Source organism: Fimbriimonas sp. LA-C6 (assembly GCF_055398105.1).
This window is the reverse complement of sequence record NZ_AP038796.1, coordinates 245,437-265,154: the sequence shown is the minus strand read 5'-3', so window position 1 is coordinate 265,154 and position 19,718 is coordinate 245,437. Positions and strand designations below refer to the sequence as shown.

Here is a 19,718-nt window from a genome sequence, read left to right as displayed (position 1 = left end):
GACAGGGAACTCAATGCTCAGCTTCGTGAAGGGCGCGTGTGCTCACAAACTCTTCCACCAGCTTCTGCTGCTCGTTCATGGGCACCTCTTCGTAGTGAGATACCTCCTGCCGAAAACGCCCACGGCCCTTCGTGATAGACCGAAGATCCAAGGCATACCGCATCATCGTCGCCATAGGCACAATGGCTCGAATGCGGGTCTTTCCGGCTGCAATCGGGTCCATGCCCTGTAATCGCCCACGACGACCGTTCAGATCGCCTACAACGTCCCCAACGCACTCGTCGGGCACATCCACGGTTACGGTCATCAAAGGCTCTAAAACGACCGCCTGAGCCTTTTCCGCAGCCGCCTTCAGGGCGAGCGCTCCGGCTATCTTAAACGCCTGTTCATTCGAGTCGACGTCATGGTAGCTGCCGTCATAAACCGCTATCTTGATGTCGGTTGCAGGGAAGCCCGCCACCAGTCCATGGTCCATCGCGTCCCGAATCCCTTTCTCAATAGCGGGGATGAAGTTCTTAGGAATAGCGCCACCGACAACCTTATTCTCGAAAGCAAACCCGCCTCCACGATCCAGAGGTTCCAGCTCAATCCAGCAGTCCCCAAACTGCCCCTTGCCACCTGTCTGCCGCTTGTGGCGCCCCTGTGCCTTCGCCACTGTCCGAACCGTCTCCCGATAGGGAACACGTGCATCCGTGACGACCACGTTGACTCCAAATTTCGACTTCATCTTCTCGATAACCGTCTCAAGATGGATGTCTCCCATCCCTTCCAAGATCTCCTGGTGGGTCGCAGTGTCTCGTGTATGACGGAAAGTCGGGTCCTCTTCCTGCAATCTAGCCAGAGCAATTCCAAGCTTGTCCTCATCCGACTTAGTTGCCGGCTGAATAGCAATCCGATAGATCGGCTCAGGAAACTCGATTCTTGGAAGGAGAATACGATCCTTGTTGGTGGTCAAGGTATCCCCCGTATGCGTGTTCGTAAGTTTCGCAATGCCCCCAATGTCCCCGGGAGAAATCACGCCAGCAGTCTCCTGCCCCTTACCGTGTGGATAGAACAAGTTATGGAGCCGTTCATCCGACTCCCGATTGATATTCAGATAGTGCCCATCAGCCCTCAGAGAACCACTAAAGACACGCACAAAGTTGATCTTTCCCACATACGGGTCGGCCGTGGTCTTGAAGCAGAACGCAGCCACCGGGCCGTCGGCAGCAGGCTCGATCGCGGTGCGATCCCCCTCAGTGCCCTCCACATAGATCGAAGTGCCGTCCATCGTCTTCGGTGCATCAACCGGAGAGGGAAGTTCTCCAATGATCCTATCAAGAAGTGTAGCCACACCAATACCGCTCATCGCGGAACCGATAAGCACGGGCACAACCCGACCCTGCTCAATTCCCACCAGCAGACCATGTTCGATCTCATCTTCCGTAAGAGGTTCGCCGTCCAGATACTTCAAAGCCAGATCGTCGTCGCCCTCTGCCGCAGCGTCCATCATCTTCTCACGCCGCTCCTCAGCTTCCATCGTGTAGCCAGCGGGAACATCTTCAATCTCAACGCCTCGATCTTTGCCCTTGTACACCTTCATGTTGAGCAGATCAAGAATGCCGCTGAATGCCGCCTGGTGCCCAATCGGGATCTGCGTGCTGACCACCATGCGCCCGTATCGTTGGTGCAGGGAGTCCATCAGACCCTCAAAGTCCGCATTGTCTCGCTCAAGCTTGTTGACAAAAATACACTTGGCGAGTCCGTGCTTTTCCGCGATCTCCCAGGCAAGTTCAAAGCCAACATCCAAATCTCGCTTGGCTTCACAAACAAGGATCATCGCTTCAACTACCCGAGCAACGCCATGAAGGTCGCCAATGAAGTCGGGATAGCCTGGAACATCAATCAGATTGATCTTGTGGTCATGCCACTCCAAAGGCACAACACTGGCGCTGAGGCTGATCTTGCGCCGGATCTCTAATGGGTCGTAGTCGCTTTGGGTGTTTCCCGCATCGACAGTGCCTACTCTTTCAATGACTCCGGCGGTGTAGAGCATGTGCTCAATGAGCATGGTCTTGCCAGCTCCGCCATGACCTACAATCGCCACATTTCGAATCTTGTTGGGGGTGTATTGCTTCACCTGATTCCCTCCGCTATGTTAGATTCGGCGTCGTCGCGGCGAGCGCGGCATCTGAAAGAAGCATGGACACCGCGGCGGCGTCTTATCTCAATATACGCCTGTTAAGACAATAGACCCACTATTTCGCACGCAGTTGGCTAAACTACATGTAGATGAACTACTTCATCTTTAATACTGGCGGCGATTGGGATAGCACCACGCTGTACCTTGATGGCGAAGAATTTCTTGCGTCAAAGCTCATCATTACCCTAGAGACAGGTAGAGACGAATTCGGCGAGCCTCATCGTGGCGGAATCGCAAATGGTGGAGAGATGACCGCTTTTGCACTACCGCAAGAAGATGGAGCTGGTGAATTTGGAATCTTCCCAGGAAAGATCGACCTCGAATTTCCGACTCATAAAGTAACGGTAGAAAACCGGTCGGCTATGTTTGCGATTGAGTTCACCAGAGTCTTTTTGGATGGCGTTGAAGTCACCAATGAGATAATGGACCTAAACGTAGAAATAAATGCCATCGACAATAGGGCTTCCGCGTATCTAACCTTGTTCAAACCAAAGATCTTTGGAGCGAGCGAAGTAGCTACTTACAACCTTCTATAGAACATGAGGAACTTTCTTCAATCTAAAACGCTAGTCGTCCTGACGGCTTTTGTCTTGGCCATTACGCTCATCACCCCTGCGTTGGCGCAGCGTGGCTTTGGCGGCGGTCGCTCGTCCTTCGGGGGTGGCGGTGGTCGTAGCTTTGGTGGTGGCGGTTCGTTCCGGGGTAGTGGTTCCTTTGGCGGAACTTCTTCCCGAACTTCACCCTCTAGCTTTGGATCTAGAAGCACCAGTGGCTCGTTCGGCAGCGGCTCTTCCAACCGATCGGGTGGATTTAGTGCACCGAGAACATCCACTTCCACAGGGCCAAGAACCAATTCGAGTTCATTCAACTCAACCGGACGCTTTGGGAACTCTGGACGCGTGACTTCCACTAGCATCAATGCTCCAAGCCAATACCGGGGCATGAACTACACGAGAAGCACCAACATCTATTACGGTGGCTACTCGCGACCCGCATACTACTACGGCGGATGGGCAGACTACAGCTACGGTTGGGCACGCCCAGCATGGTACATGTACACGCCGTTCCATCCCGCTTTCTACTACTCTCCTCCCATTTACTACGGAGGTGGTTACTATCCAGGATCATTCAGCTTCTTGCGCCTGATCTTCGGCCTCGTAGTATTCATCTTCATCATCTGGCTCATCGCCAAGTTGCTAGGTGGCGGCGGACGAAGGGTCAAGTACACCAACTACGGCTAGGACAAACCAAAAGGAAGTTGGATCAGCGAACGGTAGCTGATCCCGCCCTCATCCGCTTGAGAAGCGAAGATCTCAAGATGATTCAAAAGGACCTGAGCAATCAGGTCCTTTTTCATGTGTCTCATCTGCTGCCCAACACTCGTTCGTACAGGGCTCGACTCCGTCCGCAATCTTCCCATCACAATGTGAGGTGGGTAGCTCTTCTCGTTAGGATCGATGATCGGCGCCAGTACATTCTGCATCTGTTCCTGTAGTGTGGATATCGTTCCGACATCTCCACCAACTGCCAGTGCCACCAGCTTGGGCTGGATCGCGTTGGGAATGCCTGTAAACCCGGCAATATCCAAAGCGATATGAGGCTGCGCAGCGCAGAGAGGGCGAATCATCTCGGCCACCCGATGAAGGGTGTCCACCTCACACTCGCCCAAGCTGACCAACGTCAAAACAAACTCAGACTCACTCAACCAGCGTATCGGTTCCGACGCCGTTCTCCGACGAATCTCCATCTGAGCTTTAAGAAGAGCCGGTGCCATCTCCGACGGCATGCGAAACCCGATATAACTCCGGAACAGTGTGCTCACAGCGACATTGATTCTATCAAACAACGTCCAACGCTGCCACAATAGAAGAAGCTCTTGCGTAGTCAAGAGTAAGCGGAACTGTATGAGCTTAGACCCAACCTATCCTCGCCGTGCTACGACCCCCTGCCGTGTTGGGCCAGTCACGATTGGTGGCGGTCACCCGGTGGTTGTCCAGTCGATGATCACGGAAGAGACCCGCAACGTGCAAGCCTGCGTGGAGCAGATCATCGCCCTTCACCGGGAAGGATGCGAAATGGTCCGTGTCACCACTCCCAGCCTTGGCGAGGCGCAAGCTCTAGAAGAAATCCGCGCCAAACTCAACGAACAGTACAAATATGTTCCGCTAACTGCAGACGTCCACCACCAGGGCACCGCCATCGCAGTCGAGTCCGCAAAGCACGTCGACGAGGTCCGTCTTAACCCAGGTCTCTTTGTATTCCACAAACACACCAACCAAGTGGAGTACACCGAAGCCGAGCACATCGCCGAACGAGCCGCAATCGAAGAAAGCTTCCTCCCCGTCATCGAAGCCTGCAAGAAGTACGACCGTGCCATGAGAATCGGAGTCAACCACGGCTCACTCTCCGAACGCATCCTCGTCAGCTACGGCGACACACCCGACGGCATGGTCGAGAGCGCCATGGAGTACCTGCGCATCTGCGAGAAGCACGGCTTCAGGAACCTCAATATCTCGGCCAAGGCTTCACGGGTCCCTGTCATGGTCGCAGCTAACCGCCTCATGGTCAAGCGCATGGAGGAAGAGGGAATGAGCTACCCACTCCACCTCGGCGTCACCGAAGCTGGCGATGGCGAATACGCGCGGATCAAATCGACCGCCGGAATCGCCACACTCCTCATGGAAGGAATCGGCGACACAATTCGAGTTTCGCTCTCCGAAGACCCCATCAACGAGATCCCAGTCTGCTACGACATCCTTCAAGCACTTGGACTCAGAAAGACCAAGGTCGAATACATCGCCTGCCCCTCATGCGGCAGAACAAAATTCAACCTGCCCACCGTCTTGCACCAGGTAAGGGAAGCCACAAGGCACCTGGTAGGACTCGATATCGCGGTCATGGGCTGCATCGTGAACGGTCCGGGAGAGATGGCGGACGCCGATTATGGGTACGTTGGCGCAGCCGGCGGAAAAATTACGCTTTATCGGAAACGTGAGATCGTTAAAAACGGTATTGATCAAGGGCAAGGCGTTGAAGAGTTAATTGCCCTATTGAAAACCGATGGCGTATGGCAAGACCCCCCAGAAAACACCGCTGAAAAGCCCGAGAGTCGAATTCCGCTCAAAGTGCTCTGAGACAACAGAAAAGGATCGAGTCTTGGATTCACCTACGGATAGAGTTCGCAAATCAGGCGTACGTGCTGCCTCCCCCCTAGATCTCATCTCGGTGGGCTTCTCTCGTTCCGACGAGGCAGCAGCCCAAGCTGAGGTCATGGCACGAAGCCTTCTGACCCGCTACCGAACCATGCAGGGCCTTAGTGATGCGTCACTAGCAGACATCGCCGAGATGACCGGCTTGGAAGGCTTTGAAGTGATACGAGCTCAAAGCCTCATGGAACTCGGCCGAAGGGCCGCCATGACCGGACGCGGCCAAATCTCCGAGATCACAGGCCCCGAAGACGTTTATGCCCTCCTTGAAGGGCTCCGTCTTGAGAAGAAGGAGCATTTTGTAGCCATCCTTCTCGATAGCAAAAGTGGCATTCTGCGTGTGGCACCCATCCACATCGGAACTCTTACCATGAGCGTGGTCGGCCCAAGGGAAGTGTTTAGAGAAGCCATCCGAGAGGGAGCCTCCAGTATCATCGTGGCGCACAACCACCCCAGCGGGGACCCCACACCCAGTCCAGAAGACATCGAAGTGACCAAACGACTGGTACAGATCGGCGACATGCTCGATATCCCTGTCTTCGACCACGTCATTGTCGCGGAAAGAGGCTTCAAGTCCCTGAATCGCGAGCGCCTTATGTAGCTCTCAACCGTCTTTCTTTGTGTGAAGTCAAACTGGGACGGAATTGTGGCGGAGCTGCGAGAGAGAGCACAGGCCATGCACGAAGCGCGAGAAGCGGCCCTCGTGCAATGCAGAAAATTAGGCCAACTCTCTGCCAAGTCGATTCGGCATGTCCATCGACACCAGTTCGACGAAGCGCAAAACCTCCTGGAAGAAGCGAAGGAAGTCGCGAAATCAGCCCGAGCTATCCTCGCCCCCTTCCCAGAGCTAAACCCCGCGTACCTTCACGACACAGAGAAGGAGATGGTCGAGGCGGCAGCAGTCCTGGCAATCGTCCACGCCCATCCTTACCCAACCGTCCAGGAACTAGGCGCACAGGTGATGAGCTACCTCAATGGCATGGGAGAGGCTGCCAGCGAAGTCCGCAGGTTCGCTCTCGACGAGATGAGGCGTGGCCACATCGAAGAAGCTGAGCGAATCCTCAAACAGATGGAGACGATCTACGATGATCTCATCACCTTCGACTACGCCGACTCCATGACCGGCGGCCTCCGCAGAACCTGTGATGCCCTCAGAGCCGTCATCGAAAGAACTCGAAGCGACCTCACCGCGACCACCACCCAGCAGGAACTCATTCGAGAACTGCGAGCCGTTCACGAACGACTCGCAGCCGAGTAGCTTCACTCAAACGGAAGATCAACCGGAGGGGTAGGACGATCCACGGAGTTGCGTGCAGGGGCCGACTGCTTACCCCCAAGCGTCCCAATCGCTGTCACATAGATTCCTAGCGCGAATATAATCGGCAAGAAAGCGAACATGGTCGGCTTTCCTCCATGACCACTCAGCGATCTTAATAGCTCGCCCATGTCGCGCTGATTGATCAACATCAAGAACGCACAAAGCACCCAAGCCCCAAGAAGACCCATTCCCATCTGAGTCTTGCCCAAGACCATGTGCCCAACTCCAGGAACGATCGCGTTCAGGATTCGCGCCGATCCGAGACTGGCCAAACCTTCTCCAGCTCCGATAAAGGGGCTATCGCTGAGGTTACGCTTCATCTGGTCGTCCAATGAACCCAACGAATTGACTTCAAGCACAAGGTTGGCGTGCTTCCGTTCCAATCCAACATTGCCCGGCGCAAGCTTAAGAGCACGACCGTAAACAGACAGAGCATCCCGCATCTTTTTCTGCTCCACCATCTCATCGGCAATCGCCTCCAGAACAGTCGCAGCGTGAGGAGCAACGTCCGCCGCCTGACGAAGCAGTTTGCTGGCCTCTACTTTCTGACCCCGCATCTTCTCGACTTTTGATTGCCGAATCAGGTTCTCAGCTTCCCGCAACTGCTCGGGCGTGGTCTCAGGAACGGTCTCCTCTTCAGAGTCCTCAGTAGTCGCCTGCTCAAGTTTCTTAAGCGAAACCAGCTGAGATTCTAAGGTGTCGATACGTCCCTGCAAAGCAAGTCGAATGTCTAAATCGTCAACGAGCTCTTGCTTGGCAATCAGTCTCTGAATCTCAGCTTGAATAGAACTTTCTTTGGACTGCTCATCCATCATAGTTCAGACGGCTTCTGAGTTCACTTTGATTTGTGAGAAACGAACGGATCTCATAAATTGCACCGTCTAACGCATTGAGCAGTCCAACAAGCTGTCCTTCAGGATCATCTGGCTTCGTAATCAGATAATCCAACGGGAAATTCGGAAACGGAGGCAGATCCATCGGCTGATAGGTCCGCATCGTGTCCAAGTAAGAGATGATCCAGCTACGTCGCTGTTCAAGCAACGCAATGGCGACATCCGGTTTGTCAGCGGCGATCTCCCTGACGCTCTCAATCAGCCGAGACACATTGCTGGCGAGCCATTTGCTGAAAGATTCACCGTCATCAGAAGGTAAACCATCAAAACAGGTTCGCGTAGGGGGACCACCAGGTGGTCGATCGAAACATTCTTTGGGGATTGCGATGGCACTCATACTTGCTCACCGAATGTGACCCTTGAATGAGGTCAGCAAATTATATAATACAAGTGATTTGTCTAAAGTGACTGAAGAAACTTTGGTATTATCGTGCGTTTCTTAACCTAACAGCTGCATCAGCATTAAGGCGCCATTCAAAAGCTCTTGCTGCCGCAGCAAAGCGGGGAAGTCAGGGGATTCTTCATTCGATATAGCCGGACCGCCTAGCATGGCTTCCAGAAAGATCTGATCGTCAATCAGCTCAATCTTCGTCTTGATGAGCCTCTGGAGATGCTCCATTTCTTGAAACGACAGCCCTATTTCCATCCAAACCTCCCGAAGCTGAGGTAGCTCATCTGACTTCGGAAGGGGATGCCCGTTAAGAACGAGCCAGTCGAGGGGAGACACTCCCCCCGTTGGGGTGTCGTTATTCATGGGCAATCGTGCGAATTAGACTTCGAGGTTTGGATCAGGCTGAATATTTGCCCAAAGAGCTTCCAGATCGTAAAACTGGCGCTGCTCCTCGCGCATCACGTGGAGAATGATATCGCCGTAATCCTGAAGCACCCATCCGCTTCGGTCTCCCTCAACGCGGATAGGCTTGGCCTTGGCAATCGCCAGTTTCTCGGCAATCTTATCGGCAATCGACTGGACGTGTCGGTCGCTAGTACCGCTGCATACGACGAAGTAGTCTGCAACAGACGTCTTGGCGCGAACATCGAGGGTCTCGATTCGTTCGGCTTTCATGTCTTCGGCTGCAGCCACGATCTGTTCAAGTTTTTCTGTGGAATCCATTCAGTTCTTGTAGAGTTTGTTCTCTTGTATATATCTTAGAACGGTTTCTGGCAAATGGCCCGTGATGTTCTTGCCTTCAGCCAATCGTTCTCTCAGTTCAGTTGAGGAAACCTCAACGGGTGTCATCTTCACGAGATCAATGCGATCTTTGAATTCTTCTGGTATCCGAGAGGTGACATCGCTCTCCGACATAGGTGGTCGAATCACCACTCCAATGCGGCACAGTCTCAGCAATCTCTGAGGGTTCTTCCAGTTGGAGATCCCTTTCAGAGAATCAGCCCCCATCAAGAACCAATAGTCCGCTGGTTGAACCATCTGAAGCTCGCCCAGCGTGTCCACGGTATAGCTAGCGCCGCCACGGGTGATCTCCATGTCGCTCACTGCCATCTTCTCTTCTTTCGCAATCAGCTTCTGCACCATCGCCATGCGGTGCTTGGCCGCCGTGTGGATGGTTCGAGTCTTCAATGGGTTTCGGTTGGCAGGCAAAAAGATCAACTCGTCTAATTCAAGTTGCTCAATACACGCCTTCGCCAACGCAAGATGCCCATAGTGTGGAGGATCGAACGTACCCCCAAAGATTCCGATTTTCATATTTCGTCTGAGAAGGCAAACTCAACTTCTCCCACAGAGACCGTGTCGCCCTCTTGAGCTCCTACGCTGCGAAGGCGCTCAATCACACCAATTCGCTGCAGTCGTCGATGGAGGTAAGCCAATGCCTCATCGTTTCCAAGATCGGTCATAGCGACCATACGAGCAATACGCTTGCCCACAATCTTGAAGCCGTCCTCGGTGGCCTCCACTTCCCAATAATTCTCATCCGCAGCCTTAAGCGCAGGGGTAAGAACCGGCACCTCTTCTTCAGGAGCAGTTGCCTTCAGAACCTCAACAAGCGCAAACAAAAGCCCATCAATGCCTTCACCAGTAACCGCCGAGATTGGATGAAGCGGAACGCCTAACGTCTCGAACTTCTCCCGAAGAGCGTTGTAGATCTCTCCCGGAATAATGTCCATCTTGTTGAGAGCAATGATGCGGGGCCGCTCCCAGATCTCTTGGCTGTAAAGCTTCAGCTCATTCTCAATCAGCTCAAAGTTCGCAAAGGGATCCGATTCATCGGAAGGGAAGCAGTCCACCACATGGACCAAAACCCGCGTCCGCTCCACATGCTTCAAGAACTGATGCCCCAAACCGATTCCTTGGTTGGCACCCTCAATCAGTCCAGGCATGTCGGCAACCACAAAGTTCTCACCCTGATACCGCACCACACCCAGGTTAGGGATGATCGTTGTAAATGGGTAATCGGCAATCTTGGGTCGTGCCGCGCTAATTCGTGAAATCAGTGTGCTCTTGCCAGCGTTAGGCAGCCCAACAAGACCGACGTCAGCCAGAAGCTTAAGCTCTAACTTCGCTCGAACGTAGTCACCTGGCGCGCCCTTCTGAGCAAAGTTCGGCACCTGACGCACGGAAGAGGCATAGTGCTCGTTACCAAACCCACCCTTACCACCACGGCAGATGATGTACTTCATGCCGTGAGTTGTCATATCGACCAGAAGATCACCAGTCTCAGTGTCGGTCACGATGGTGCCCACGGGAACTTTAATGGTAATGCTCGGCGCGTTTTTGCCACGCTTATTACCATTTCCGTGCACGCCATCTTCGGCCATAAATTTGGGTTGTAGCTTAAAGTCGTACAGGGTTCGCCTGGCTCTGTCGGCAATCAAGATGATATCGCCGCCACGACCTCCATCAGATCCATTGGGTCCACCGCGTGGGACATGCTTTTCGCGATGGAAGCTAACAGCACCAGACCCACCGCGCCCGGAGAAAAACTCAACGACGGCTTCGTCTAGGAACATAGACACTAGTTTACCTTCTCCAAGACCCTACTCCCATCCCGAACCTGACCAACCTCAAAACACTAGTCTTGAAACGAGGCTAAAACACTAAACATTCATCCAAATTGAACGTCCCACTTGGAGTGCCGCACATGAGCCAACACCCTGCCTCCTTCAGAGATGACTCCGGATTCGTTTTTACAAGAGGCGGAGAGCTCTTCCGGCAGGTAAACCAAGTTGGCCTTTCCGACTACCAACTGCTCATGGAATCTGGACTCTACAAGAGTCTTGTCTCCAAGGGTTGGCTAGTCTCCCACGAAGAAGTATCTGACTCCCCGTTGGATCCAGAAACCGCTGCCCTCGTGATCAAACCGCAAAGACTCAGCTTCATCTCCTACCCCTACGAGTGGTGCTTTGAACAACTCCGAGACGCCGCGCTCCTAACGCTTTCGATCCAACAAGAAGCCCTCAACCACGGCATGGTCCTAAAAGATGCAAGCGCCTTCAACATCCAGTTTCAAGGCGGCCAACCCATCTTCATGGACACGCTCTCCTTCGAGAAATACACGGAAGGCGAACCTTGGGTGGCCTATAAACAGTTCTGCGAGCACTTCCTAGCGCCCCTAGCCCTCATGCACTTTGGCGATCCCAGGGTATTCGGCCTATGGCGTCAATGCCTCGAAGGATTCCCCCTCGACCTCACATCCAGGTTGCTCCCATTTCGAAGTCGCCTCTCCATGGGTATCGGAATTCATATCCACGCTCACGCAAAAGCCATAGGCAAAGATTCAGGCGCAAACTCCAGACAAGTAAAGTCGCTCAAAGTCACGAAGCAAGCAGTTCTTGGTCTCATCGCAAACCTCACCTCCACCATCAACGGCTTCCAACCGAAATCCATCGATGTCACCTGGGACGACTACAAACCCCTAGAGAGCTACTCCAGCACCGGATTCAACTCCAAAAAAGATGTGGTTGCAGCATTTCTGGCAGAGGCAAACCCAACGGTCGTATGGGACATCGGCGCAAACACCGGTGAGTTTCCAACCCTGGAAGCACAATACGCCAAAGAGGTCATCGCCTGGGATATCGACCACGACGCCGTCCAGACCCACTACCGTCTCCGCAAATCGCAAGCCAACACAAAAGTCTTACCCCTCATCTGCGACTGGGCAAACCCAACCCCCTCGCTTGGCTGGGCAGCAAAAGAAAGGTCATCCGTTTTCGAGAGGTCAAACGCAGACTGCATCGTCGCCCTAGCCGTCATTCACCACCTAGCCATCGGCCGCTTCATCCCTTTCACCGAAATAGCCGAGTCCTTCGCAAAGTGCGCCGCAAAAGCCATCGTAGAATTCGTCCCCGCCTCAGACAAACAAGCCCAAACACTAGTGGCCGGCCGAGACGAGCGGTTCTCTCGATACACAGATGAAGAGTTCCGCACGGCTTTCGAACAATTCTTCACCGTCGTAAAAAGGGTCGAACTGGACGAGTCCGAGCGAGTCATGTACCTACTCAGCCGACTCTGACCCGATCATCCGTTGCTTGGCACTTCTTCATTGGAGGTCAGGTTCACGGCGTTCACCACTGCCTGATAGGGCGAAGCCCCCGTCCAGCTAAGCTCCATAATGGAACGCCGGACAGACTCAATATCGTCTGAGTCGCACTTGGCCTTGATGTCGTGAATCTGCTTCCGCAAAGAAGTCCATTCAAAGGTGTTCTGATTGGCGACCATTCGAATCTTGGGATGAATGGTCGGCGCAAGCTCTTCCTTATCGTAAACCAACTCTTCGTGGATCTTCTCACCCGGACGGATTCCAGTGAACTGGATGGTGATATCCACATCCAACACGAGATTGTGCATGCGAATCAACTCAGCAGCGATCTCCATGATCTTCACGGGCTGCCCCATGTCGAGAATGAAGATCTCACCACGCTTTCCAATCGCCCCAGCCTGAACAATCAACTGAACAGCTTCGGGGATGGTCATGAAGTACCGGGTCATATCCGGATGAGTAATCCGAATCGGTCCACCCCGCTTAATCTGAGCCTCCAGGGCCGGTACCAAGCTGCCACGACTTCCAAGAACATTTCCAAATCTGACAATCGAGAAATTCGTCTCACTCTGCTCAGCCAACGAGCAAATGATGAACTCACAGATCCTCTTGGTCGCACCCATGATGTTGGAAGGATTCACTGCCTTATCTGTGGAGATGAGTATGAAGTTCGTCACTGCATGTCTCACACTCATCTCTGCCACGTTCATCGTGCCAATGACGTTGTTACAAAAGGCTTCGATAGGGTGCTGCTGCATCAGCGGCACATGCTTATGAGCAGCCGCATGGAAAACGACATTGGGCTTGTACTTCTCAAACACCCGCTCCATCGCTCCACGGTCTCGCACATCGGCGATCACCGTAGTGGGAACCAACCCGCTGGTCTGCAGAAGCTCCTGCTCAATCTCGTAAATGCTGTTCTCGCCACGACCAAGCAAGATCAACTCGGTTGGGTTCAGACGAGCCACCTGTCGTGCCAACTCCCCGCCAATCGAACCACCCGATCCCGTGATCAAGACGCGATTACCGTTTGTGTAGCTAGCGGTCGCCTGAACATCGCTCTCAACATGCTCCCGCCGAAGCAGCTCATTCACATTAATCGGGATCAGGTAATTCGACAGCTTCGCATTACCGGCAAGCGCTTTCGTGAGCGCAGGCAGTGATCGCACCCGAGCCCGGGTCTTATTGCACTCATCAATGATATTCCGCATATCCTTCTGAGTCGCAGAAGGAACCGCAAGCAGAATCTCATCAATATCAAACTTGGTGACCAACCGGGGAATATCCTTGCTTGTCCCAAGCACGCGGATTCTGTGAATGGTCTGTCCAGCCTTGCGTGGGTCGTCATCCACAAAACCAACAACTAAGTATTTCGGAGAGGCCGCACGCGCGATTTCTCGATAAATAGCCTCACCCGCGTCACCAGCGCCAACAATCAGCGTTCTTCGTGCATTGGAGTGGTTCGTGCTTCCAAAATAGCCTCGCCAAGCTAAAGAACGACGGGCAATACGAGTACCGCATAGCAGAGTGACTGCAAAGTAGCTAAACAGAAGCGTGCTAACAACGGACTCAAACACTGGCATCCCAGCAAGGACCACCTGCGTCAAGCACATAATCACGCTTACTGCCACACTGCTCAACCCGATATTGATAAAATCAAGGACTCCTAGGTAGCGGATATTAACGTTGTAAAGTCCCCGGAAAATCAGAATACAAGGGCCGACCAAAACGCCGACCAAGGCAAGAGGCGCTAAGGTTTGGAGTGGAGTAGATCGCAAGACGAGGCAGTAAGCAGCTAGGTAAGCAACTCCAAAAAGTATCGCATCGGGAACCATATCCCGAAGCAAACGACCGAACTTACCGAACCTAAGTCGATCTGCGACGCTGTCTTCGCTTCCAGCCATAACCCTATACTCCTTGTAACTTACTTTGCGTATTTCTCAGCGATCTCAAGGATTGCTGAGATGACGTCATCCTGATCATCATCACTCATCGTTAAGTTGAGCGGCAAACTGATCATGCGTTCATAGTTTGTGCTTGCAATCGGAAAATCGTTAGGGGTGAACCCATACTTATTCAAATAATAACTGTGTAAATGAAGAGGTTTATAGTGAACCGAGGTGCCAATGTTCCTGTCCTTGAGTTCTTCAATAAACTGATCGCGATCGATTCCAAGCGTTTCCAAATTGAGTCGCAAGACAAACAGGTGCCAAGCTGTCTCAACATCATCCCTCTCGACCGGCATCTCAAAGAACTTCAGTCGGCCCAATGAGTTCAAATACCGATTGACTAAGTGACGCCTTCTTGCCTGGAACGGTTCCAGCTTTGTAAGCTGCACCAATCCGATAGCCGCCTGGATATCAGTCATATTGTACTTAAATCCTGGTGCGACAACATCGTACTTCCACGACCCCGCCTTGTCAAACCTCTTCCACGCATCCTTGTCCATCCCATGTAAACCAATCACACGGGCCTTGTCAATCAACTCAGGTGGACCCACCAGCATGCCGCCCTCAGCCGTAGTCAGGTTCTTCGTCGCGTAAAAGCTAAAGGCAGTCAAGTTGCCATGTGAACCAATCATCTTGCCCTTGTACTTGGCCGGCAGAGGATGGGCAGCATCCTCAATCACAGCAAGTCCATGGCGTTTGGCGATATCCATAATCGCGTCCAGGTCCACCGGGTGCCCGGCGTAATGAACCGGAATAATTGCTCGGGTTCGAGGAGTGATCGCAGCCTCAACCTTGACAGGATCAATGTTCAGCGTATCTGGCTCAACATCCACCAGCACTGGAATAGCTCCCACATGCTCCACCACATTAGCTGTCGCGCAGAAGGTAAGCGTTGTCGTAATGACCTCATCGCCTTGCCCAATTCCCAATGCAACGAGCGCCAGGTGAAGGCCTGCTGTACAAGAACTGAGTGCTAAGCTAGATTCACAACCAATAAAGTCTGTGAAAGCCTGCTCAAACCGCTTCGTCTTCGGCCCAGTAGTAATCCAACCCGAGCGGAGACTATCAACGACCTCCTCTATCTCCTCCTCACCGATACAAGGCGGATGATAGGGAAGGAATGTCTCTCTTGTTTTCGTAATCATAAAATATCACTCAAAGACGTTTGGGCATGGTGGTGCTTGCAAGTGAAACGGACCGCTGTGAGCTAAATGTTGGAGTGTGAGTGTCTTCTCCCGTGGCACAAAGGCGAGAACTCCTCTCAGGACCACGCATCATAAAGCTCTGACTTGCATGCTTTCCCAACATCTTAGGTATTCACATCCTTGCGCAAGAGCACATAGGGAATGGTGCGAATCAAAATGGACGCATCCATAAACAACGTCCGAGTCCGAACGTATTCAATGTCTTTTTGCTTCCGATCAGCCCATGAGATGGAGTTCCGACCACTGATCTGAGCCAGCCCTGTAATGCCTGGCTTGACCACAAGCTTCTCCTTCTCATCTTCGGAGTACAGCTCAAGCTGGGAAACAAGATCAGGCCTCGGGCCCACAAGACTCATGGTTCCTTGGATGACGTTAAAGAACTGCGGGAGTTCATCAAGGCTTGTCTTTCTCAGGATACGGCCGATCTTAGTTACCCGGGGATCCTTATCACCCGTAAAGGTCGAACCATCAGCGTTCACCACAGGGGGCGCGTTATGGATCATTGTTCGGAACTTGAAAATCCCAAATGGCTGTCCGTTCATCCCCAATCGAGGCTGAACAAACAGGATCGGCCCCGGAGAAGAGATTCGGATTGCCAACGCGATCAAACCCATGATTGGAGCCAGGAGAATGATGGTCATGACTGCAAACACGACATCCAACACCCGCTTTAACAATGTGTACAAATCCATCTTGGTCTGTGAATCGCTGCTCATACTCGCAGATGCCGAAACTAGAAGCCTAAGGTCGCAGTCCAAACAGGGAACGAACCACGCTCATATCCTGCCGTCAATGTCAGCTTGGCGCCATGGCCAGCAATGCTGATCGCTTTAACTTCAGGGAATTCGTAACCCACAATGTAGTTCCAGTTGAACGTATCAAACTCAAGCGCCGCCTTCCAACGATCTGCCGGACTGAAGGATACGTTCCCAAAGACTCCCTTGAATCGTCGAGTTCCAACTCCAACCGATGCAAACACCTCATGACCAAACGAGTGAGTAGCCACGCCGTAAACAGACCGACTATTGTTGTTGTCAACAGGTTGCCCCTGACTCGCTGCTCCGCCCTTACCAGACAAATCCTGAATTCCTAATCCAAAAGACGTTCCCTGGTATTCGTAAGGCAACTGAACATGGAAGTTAAAAGAACTATCTCTCAATCGGCTCTTCATAAAGAACGTTGCAGACAGTCGGAACGATCCAACTTCAAATCCAACTGTTCCAAAACCGGATCCGTTCTGCTGTTTATCACCTTTCACAAACGAAAAGCCACGAAACTTTGAATCCAAGCTCATGTTGGCAAGGCCGCCTGCCATACGGTATTGACCAAGCGAGTAGGCAATCGGCGTAGACAGTGCCATGGCGCCTCGGATACTTTGCTCACCGTCCTTCGTCACCCCGTAGCCGCCGCCAGGCAACCCAGATACATTTCTGAATTGTATAAACGACTCGCCGGTGGTGAAGGAACTGTTCGATCCAGACTGTGCGCTTCCAACCGTGGAAAGTATGAAGGCAGTAAGAAACGCGGGTAGCGCACGCTTGGGAACCGAAGCAACCCTTAACATGAAGGCAATTGTACCAGTGCCTTTTAAACATGTCTTTAAGAAAAGCTAATCAGCCCAAATTTGCGGATGTTTTCACTTACTCAATGACTCAATCTTCATGCCGATTTGCTATTTTCGGGCCTAACCACTCGACGCAATTCGTTCCGTAAACGCGTTGTACTTTGCATAGATGGGTGCTATATCAAACTCTGAACCCTTACGCAAGGAGTTAGCCTTCATTTCTGCAACTTTCTGCCTATCGTTACAAAGTTCAGTTAACACCGCAGTGAGACTGTCCCTGGAACCACCTACATAGTCGATGCCTGCAGCACTCTCGTCAAGCACTTTCTTCAGGTCGCCCCCAAGCGAACTAACAACAATCAGCCCAGCCGCCAAATAGTCAAAGGCCTTCACAGGAAACGACACAGTCGATTCCTTGCTGTACGTACATAGCCCGACGTCGCACCTGCTATACACCCAACTCAGTTCCTCGCTGTTGAGCAAACCCAAATATTCTATGGACTTAGATTGAGAGGCTTCGACACGATGTTTCTCAGGGCCATGTCCGGCGATAAATATCTTGATGTCGTATCCCTGGCGATCAATCTCCTCTCCAACCTGAAGCAGAGTGTCGATGTCGTAGTGTTGGCCCAGACTCCCTGCATAGACTGCCTTCAGGCTCGAATCGCCAGAAAGTCGAGTGGCAAGATCAGGCCGAGGGCAAACTTCCGGCGGCCTCAAGAGAGTCTGATCAACGCCAATATAGAGGGTCTCTTTTTCAAATTTCTGTGGCCGAAGATTGCGCTCGATAATCTCCATATAGGCTGCGCAAACGGAGATCATCCCATCCGCACTCCGCCAAAGTTTCCGTCTTTCCCAATAGAGCGGAGCAAATAGGAGCTTCTCAAATCTTCGAATCGATTTCGGCAGGACATAGGCAAACAACTCCGGCCAAGCATCAACCACGTCAACAATCAACTTGCAGCCAGTTCTCTTCACAACAGACTGGATGCTGCTGCCATAAAACAGTGCAGGGTCAATCACGACCAGCACATCGGGATTCTCCTCACCTGCACTCTCTCTTTCAAACCCCTTGCCGAACTGAATTTCACTCAAGACCCGGTCGAGGCTGATGTTCTTTTGGTAGGCCTTCGAGTCGATCAGCCGCACTGCAAAGTTGCTGTCGACCTCAAATCGGTTCCCTGGATAGTTATAGAAAGCCTTGCCATTGTGGTCAAAAGTAGAAACCCACCGAGTCACACGATGCCCCCGTGAACTCAGAGCCTTTGCGATCAAAGTCGTACGGTGGTCTCGCCAACCGCTGCCAGGTAAGGGCCCATAAGGTGACAAGATCCAAACATTAAGAATTCGCTGCATAGGGGCTCATGTGGTTCCTCAAGTCACCCTTGCGGGGCAATTTGGGGCTCGTTCAATCACCATAATTGTACTTGGACGACAATCTTCCTGCAGTCTCGTCGTCGAGGTCGATTAACTGAGGTATCGTAGTCACCTGATGGGACACGGGCTCATGCTACTCGCAGCGCTTTGCTTGAGGTTGCCTCAGTCTGGGCAAGCTGCAACCGTCGCACAAGGCGACATACTTTCTGTCCAAGTTATCTCATTCCCCGAATTTTCAGGCCAGTTTCCTGTCGTAAGCGACGGATCACTATCTGGGCCTGGCTTTGGACGAATAAGTGCCAAAGGGCGGACATTAGCAGCGATTAATAAAGATATTACTGCACGGTTATCTAAACGTCTAAATAGCCCAGACGTGTTTGTCTCTTTCTATAAGCAATCAACCCGATTTGTCTATCTGTTGGGCGCTAAAGTGACGCCGTCAGTTCCTTCAGCAGAAGATAAGACTTCTCAATTTACTGGGCAAATAGAACTCAAGCCCGGCATGGACCTGAGATCGCTTTTAGCAGGTTCCACCTTCGGTGAGGATTCCGATCGATACACGATCAGCCTCTTCCGAGGCGGTGCATCCGTCGCCCGCCTAGCAGTCTCCGACCTTCTGCAAGGTGCCAAAGCACCAGAACTACAATCGAACGACGTGGTCATCGTCCAGCCACTAAACACAGTAAAAGTCTGGCTCCTCGATGGCTTCAAATCAGTCGGTGAGAAACGTGTCCCAGAGGGAGCAACGCTCGACCAAGCGATCTCAATCGCAGGCGGCGCCGATCTCGGCCAAAATGCTACAGATAACTTACAGGCTGATCTGTACAAAGTAGTCCTTCGAAGAGGTGGCCAGCGGCAAGTCTTCTCGCTCCGAACCTCACGCGACGAAATGGCAAAGATCATCCTAGAACCTGGAGATTCCATCTCCCTAGAAAGGCCAGCCATCTTTAATGTGACCGTGTCGGGATATGTAGCAAAAGAAGGCGAGTACAAGGTCAGCGATTCCACGGACGTGTTCACTGCCATTGCGAAGGCCGGAGGCGCAACAGCTAACGGAACGCTAAGCGGCGTGCTCGTATTCCGTGGACGTGAGGTACGTCGTTTTGATCTTTCCAAGATAAGGCAAGGCGAGCTACCACCTCCATACAAACTCGAACGAGATGACTTGGTGGTCGTCCCCGAAAATCTCAGAACCGTATACGTGTTCGGCGAGGTCGCTCGCCCCGGCAAAGTGCCCATCCCAGACGACAAAACCTACCGACTCTCAGATGTGTTCGCGATCTCTGGAGGGCTGTCCGGCAAAGGAACTCTTCGCCGAGTAAGTCTCATGCGCCCAGCGGCAGATGGCAAGTACATGATGCACTCCTACAACCTTGATGAGTTCCTGAAAGATGGAGATCGAAAAGGTGACCCCGTCATCGAACCAGGGGACGTGATCGTGTTTGGAGAGCCGAAAGGTCTCACTCTACAAGGCGTGTCGGCCTTCGTATCTTCGCTTCTTTTCATCAATACGCTCCGTCGATAAACC

The 19,718-nt window shown here is 52.5% G+C and carries 20 protein-coding genes and 1 pseudogene; 8 read left to right on the top strand and 13 right to left on the bottom strand.

Annotated elements, in window-relative coordinates; translation table 11 throughout:
- Positions 1-10: 10 nt before the first annotated feature.
- Positions 11-2,119 carry an elongation factor G gene (gene fusA, locus ACZ51B_RS01295; protein WP_464295423.1) on the bottom strand — a complete coding sequence of 703 codons (2,109 nt, stop codon included), beginning with the start codon at positions 2,117-2,119 and terminating at the stop codon, positions 11-13.
- Between the two features lie 152 nt (positions 2,120-2,271).
- On the opposite strand from fusA, the gene ACZ51B_RS01290 reads away from it, so the two are divergent.
- Complete coding sequence (locus tag ACZ51B_RS01290; protein WP_464295422.1) at positions 2,272-2,718, top strand: hypothetical protein; 447 nt, start codon at positions 2,272-2,274, stop codon at positions 2,716-2,718.
- 3 nt (positions 2,719-2,721) lie between these two features.
- The gene (locus ACZ51B_RS01285) at positions 2,722-3,423 is read left to right on the top strand and encodes a hypothetical protein (protein WP_464295421.1); all 702 of its coding nucleotides are present in this window, start codon (positions 2,722-2,724) and stop codon (positions 3,421-3,423) included.
- Here ACZ51B_RS01285 and ACZ51B_RS01280 read toward each other — a convergent pair.
- Complete coding sequence (locus tag ACZ51B_RS01280) at positions 3,420-4,004, bottom strand: 2'-5' RNA ligase family protein (RefSeq protein ID WP_464295420.1); 585 nt, start codon at positions 4,002-4,004, stop codon at positions 3,420-3,422. The genes ACZ51B_RS01285 and ACZ51B_RS01280 overlap by 4 nt on opposite strands.
- An 82-nt stretch (positions 4,005-4,086) precedes the next feature.
- Between ACZ51B_RS01280 and ispG the strand changes: the two genes are divergently transcribed.
- Genes ispG through ACZ51B_RS01265 form a run of 3 tightly spaced genes read left to right on the top strand, consistent with a single transcriptional unit; the run spans position 4,087 to position 6,646 of the window.
- Entirely contained in the window at positions 4,087-5,316 is a 1,230-nt protein-coding gene (gene ispG / locus ACZ51B_RS01275; protein ID WP_464295419.1) for a (E)-4-hydroxy-3-methylbut-2-enyl-diphosphate synthase, read from the top strand.
- Between the two features lie 22 nt (positions 5,317-5,338).
- On the top strand, positions 5,339-5,989 hold the full coding sequence (locus ACZ51B_RS01270; RefSeq protein ID WP_464295418.1) for a JAB domain-containing protein: 651 nt from the start codon (positions 5,339-5,341) through the stop codon (positions 5,987-5,989).
- Positions 5,990-6,010: 21 nt separating this feature from the next.
- Positions 6,011-6,646 carry a haloacid dehalogenase gene (locus ACZ51B_RS01265; protein ID WP_464295417.1) on the top strand — a complete coding sequence of 212 codons (636 nt, stop codon included), beginning with the start codon at positions 6,011-6,013 and terminating at the stop codon, positions 6,644-6,646.
- 2 nt (positions 6,647-6,648) lie between these two features.
- On the opposite strand, the gene ACZ51B_RS01260 is transcribed toward ACZ51B_RS01265, so the two are convergent.
- The 6 genes from ACZ51B_RS01260 to obgE all read right to left on the bottom strand — a co-directional run bounded on the left by ACZ51B_RS01260 (position 6,649) and on the right by obgE (position 10,566).
- Complete coding sequence (locus ACZ51B_RS01260; protein WP_464295416.1) at positions 6,649-7,521, bottom strand: hypothetical protein; 873 nt, start codon at positions 7,519-7,521, stop codon at positions 6,649-6,651.
- Positions 7,511-7,936 (bottom strand): hypothetical protein, encoded by a 426-nt coding sequence (locus ACZ51B_RS01255; protein WP_464295415.1) that lies wholly within the window; start codon positions 7,934-7,936, stop codon positions 7,511-7,513. The genes ACZ51B_RS01260 and ACZ51B_RS01255 overlap by 11 nt, the downstream gene beginning before the upstream one ends.
- A 102-nt stretch (positions 7,937-8,038) precedes the next feature.
- Positions 8,039-8,359, bottom strand: a complete 321-nt coding sequence (locus ACZ51B_RS01250; RefSeq protein ID WP_464295414.1) for a hypothetical protein — start codon at positions 8,357-8,359, stop codon at positions 8,039-8,041.
- 9 nt (positions 8,360-8,368) lie between these two features.
- Positions 8,369-8,713, bottom strand: coding sequence for a ribosome silencing factor (gene rsfS / locus ACZ51B_RS01245; protein WP_464295413.1), 345 nt, complete (start codon positions 8,711-8,713; stop codon positions 8,369-8,371).
- Complete coding sequence (nadD, locus tag ACZ51B_RS01240; RefSeq protein WP_464295412.1) at positions 8,714-9,304, bottom strand: nicotinate-nucleotide adenylyltransferase; 591 nt, start codon at positions 9,302-9,304, stop codon at positions 8,714-8,716.
- Positions 9,301-10,566: a GTPase ObgE gene (gene obgE / locus ACZ51B_RS01235; RefSeq protein WP_464295411.1), complete on the bottom strand. Its 1,266-nt coding sequence runs from the start codon at positions 10,564-10,566 to the stop codon at positions 9,301-9,303. Before obgE ends, nadD begins: the two co-directional genes overlap by 4 nt.
- A gap of 131 nt (positions 10,567-10,697) precedes the next feature.
- On the opposite strand from obgE, the gene ACZ51B_RS01230 reads away from it, so the two are divergent.
- Positions 10,698-12,068: an SAM-dependent methyltransferase gene (locus ACZ51B_RS01230; protein ID WP_464295410.1), complete on the top strand. Its 1,371-nt coding sequence runs from the start codon at positions 10,698-10,700 to the stop codon at positions 12,066-12,068.
- Positions 12,069-12,073: 5 nt separating this feature from the next.
- Here ACZ51B_RS01230 and ACZ51B_RS01225 read toward each other — a convergent pair whose 3' ends face one another.
- The 5 genes from ACZ51B_RS01225 to ACZ51B_RS01205 all read right to left on the bottom strand — a co-directional run bounded on the left by ACZ51B_RS01225 (position 12,074) and on the right by ACZ51B_RS01205 (position 18,169).
- Positions 12,074-13,999 carry a polysaccharide biosynthesis protein gene (locus tag ACZ51B_RS01225; protein ID WP_464295409.1) on the bottom strand — a complete coding sequence of 642 codons (1,926 nt, stop codon included), beginning with the start codon at positions 13,997-13,999 and terminating at the stop codon, positions 12,074-12,076.
- 20 nt (positions 14,000-14,019) lie between these two features.
- Positions 14,020-15,189, bottom strand: coding sequence for a DegT/DnrJ/EryC1/StrS family aminotransferase (locus ACZ51B_RS01220; protein ID WP_464295408.1), 1,170 nt, complete (start codon positions 15,187-15,189; stop codon positions 14,020-14,022).
- Positions 15,190-15,353: 164 nt separating this feature from the next.
- On the bottom strand, positions 15,354-15,965 hold the full coding sequence (locus tag ACZ51B_RS01215; protein ID WP_464295407.1) for a sugar transferase: 612 nt from the start codon (positions 15,963-15,965) through the stop codon (positions 15,354-15,356).
- Between the two features lie 17 nt (positions 15,966-15,982).
- Positions 15,983-16,813, bottom strand: coding sequence for a hypothetical protein (locus ACZ51B_RS01210; protein WP_464295406.1), 831 nt, complete (start codon positions 16,811-16,813; stop codon positions 15,983-15,985).
- Positions 16,814-16,933: 120 nt separating this feature from the next.
- Positions 16,934-18,169, bottom strand: coding sequence for a glycosyltransferase family 4 protein (locus ACZ51B_RS01205; RefSeq protein ID WP_464295405.1), 1,236 nt, complete (start codon positions 18,167-18,169; stop codon positions 16,934-16,936).
- 136 nt (positions 18,170-18,305) lie between these two features.
- Between ACZ51B_RS01205 and ACZ51B_RS01200 the strand changes: the two are divergent.
- Both ACZ51B_RS01200 and ACZ51B_RS01195 read left to right on the top strand, forming a co-directional pair.
- Positions 18,306-18,563: pseudogene (locus tag ACZ51B_RS01200) on the top strand (polysaccharide biosynthesis/export family protein); the annotation flags it as partial.
- Positions 18,564-19,715 carry an SLBB domain-containing protein gene (locus ACZ51B_RS01195; protein ID WP_464297207.1) on the top strand — a complete coding sequence of 384 codons (1,152 nt, stop codon included), beginning with the start codon at positions 18,564-18,566 and terminating at the stop codon, positions 19,713-19,715.
- The last annotated feature ends 3 nt before the right edge of the window (positions 19,716-19,718 follow it).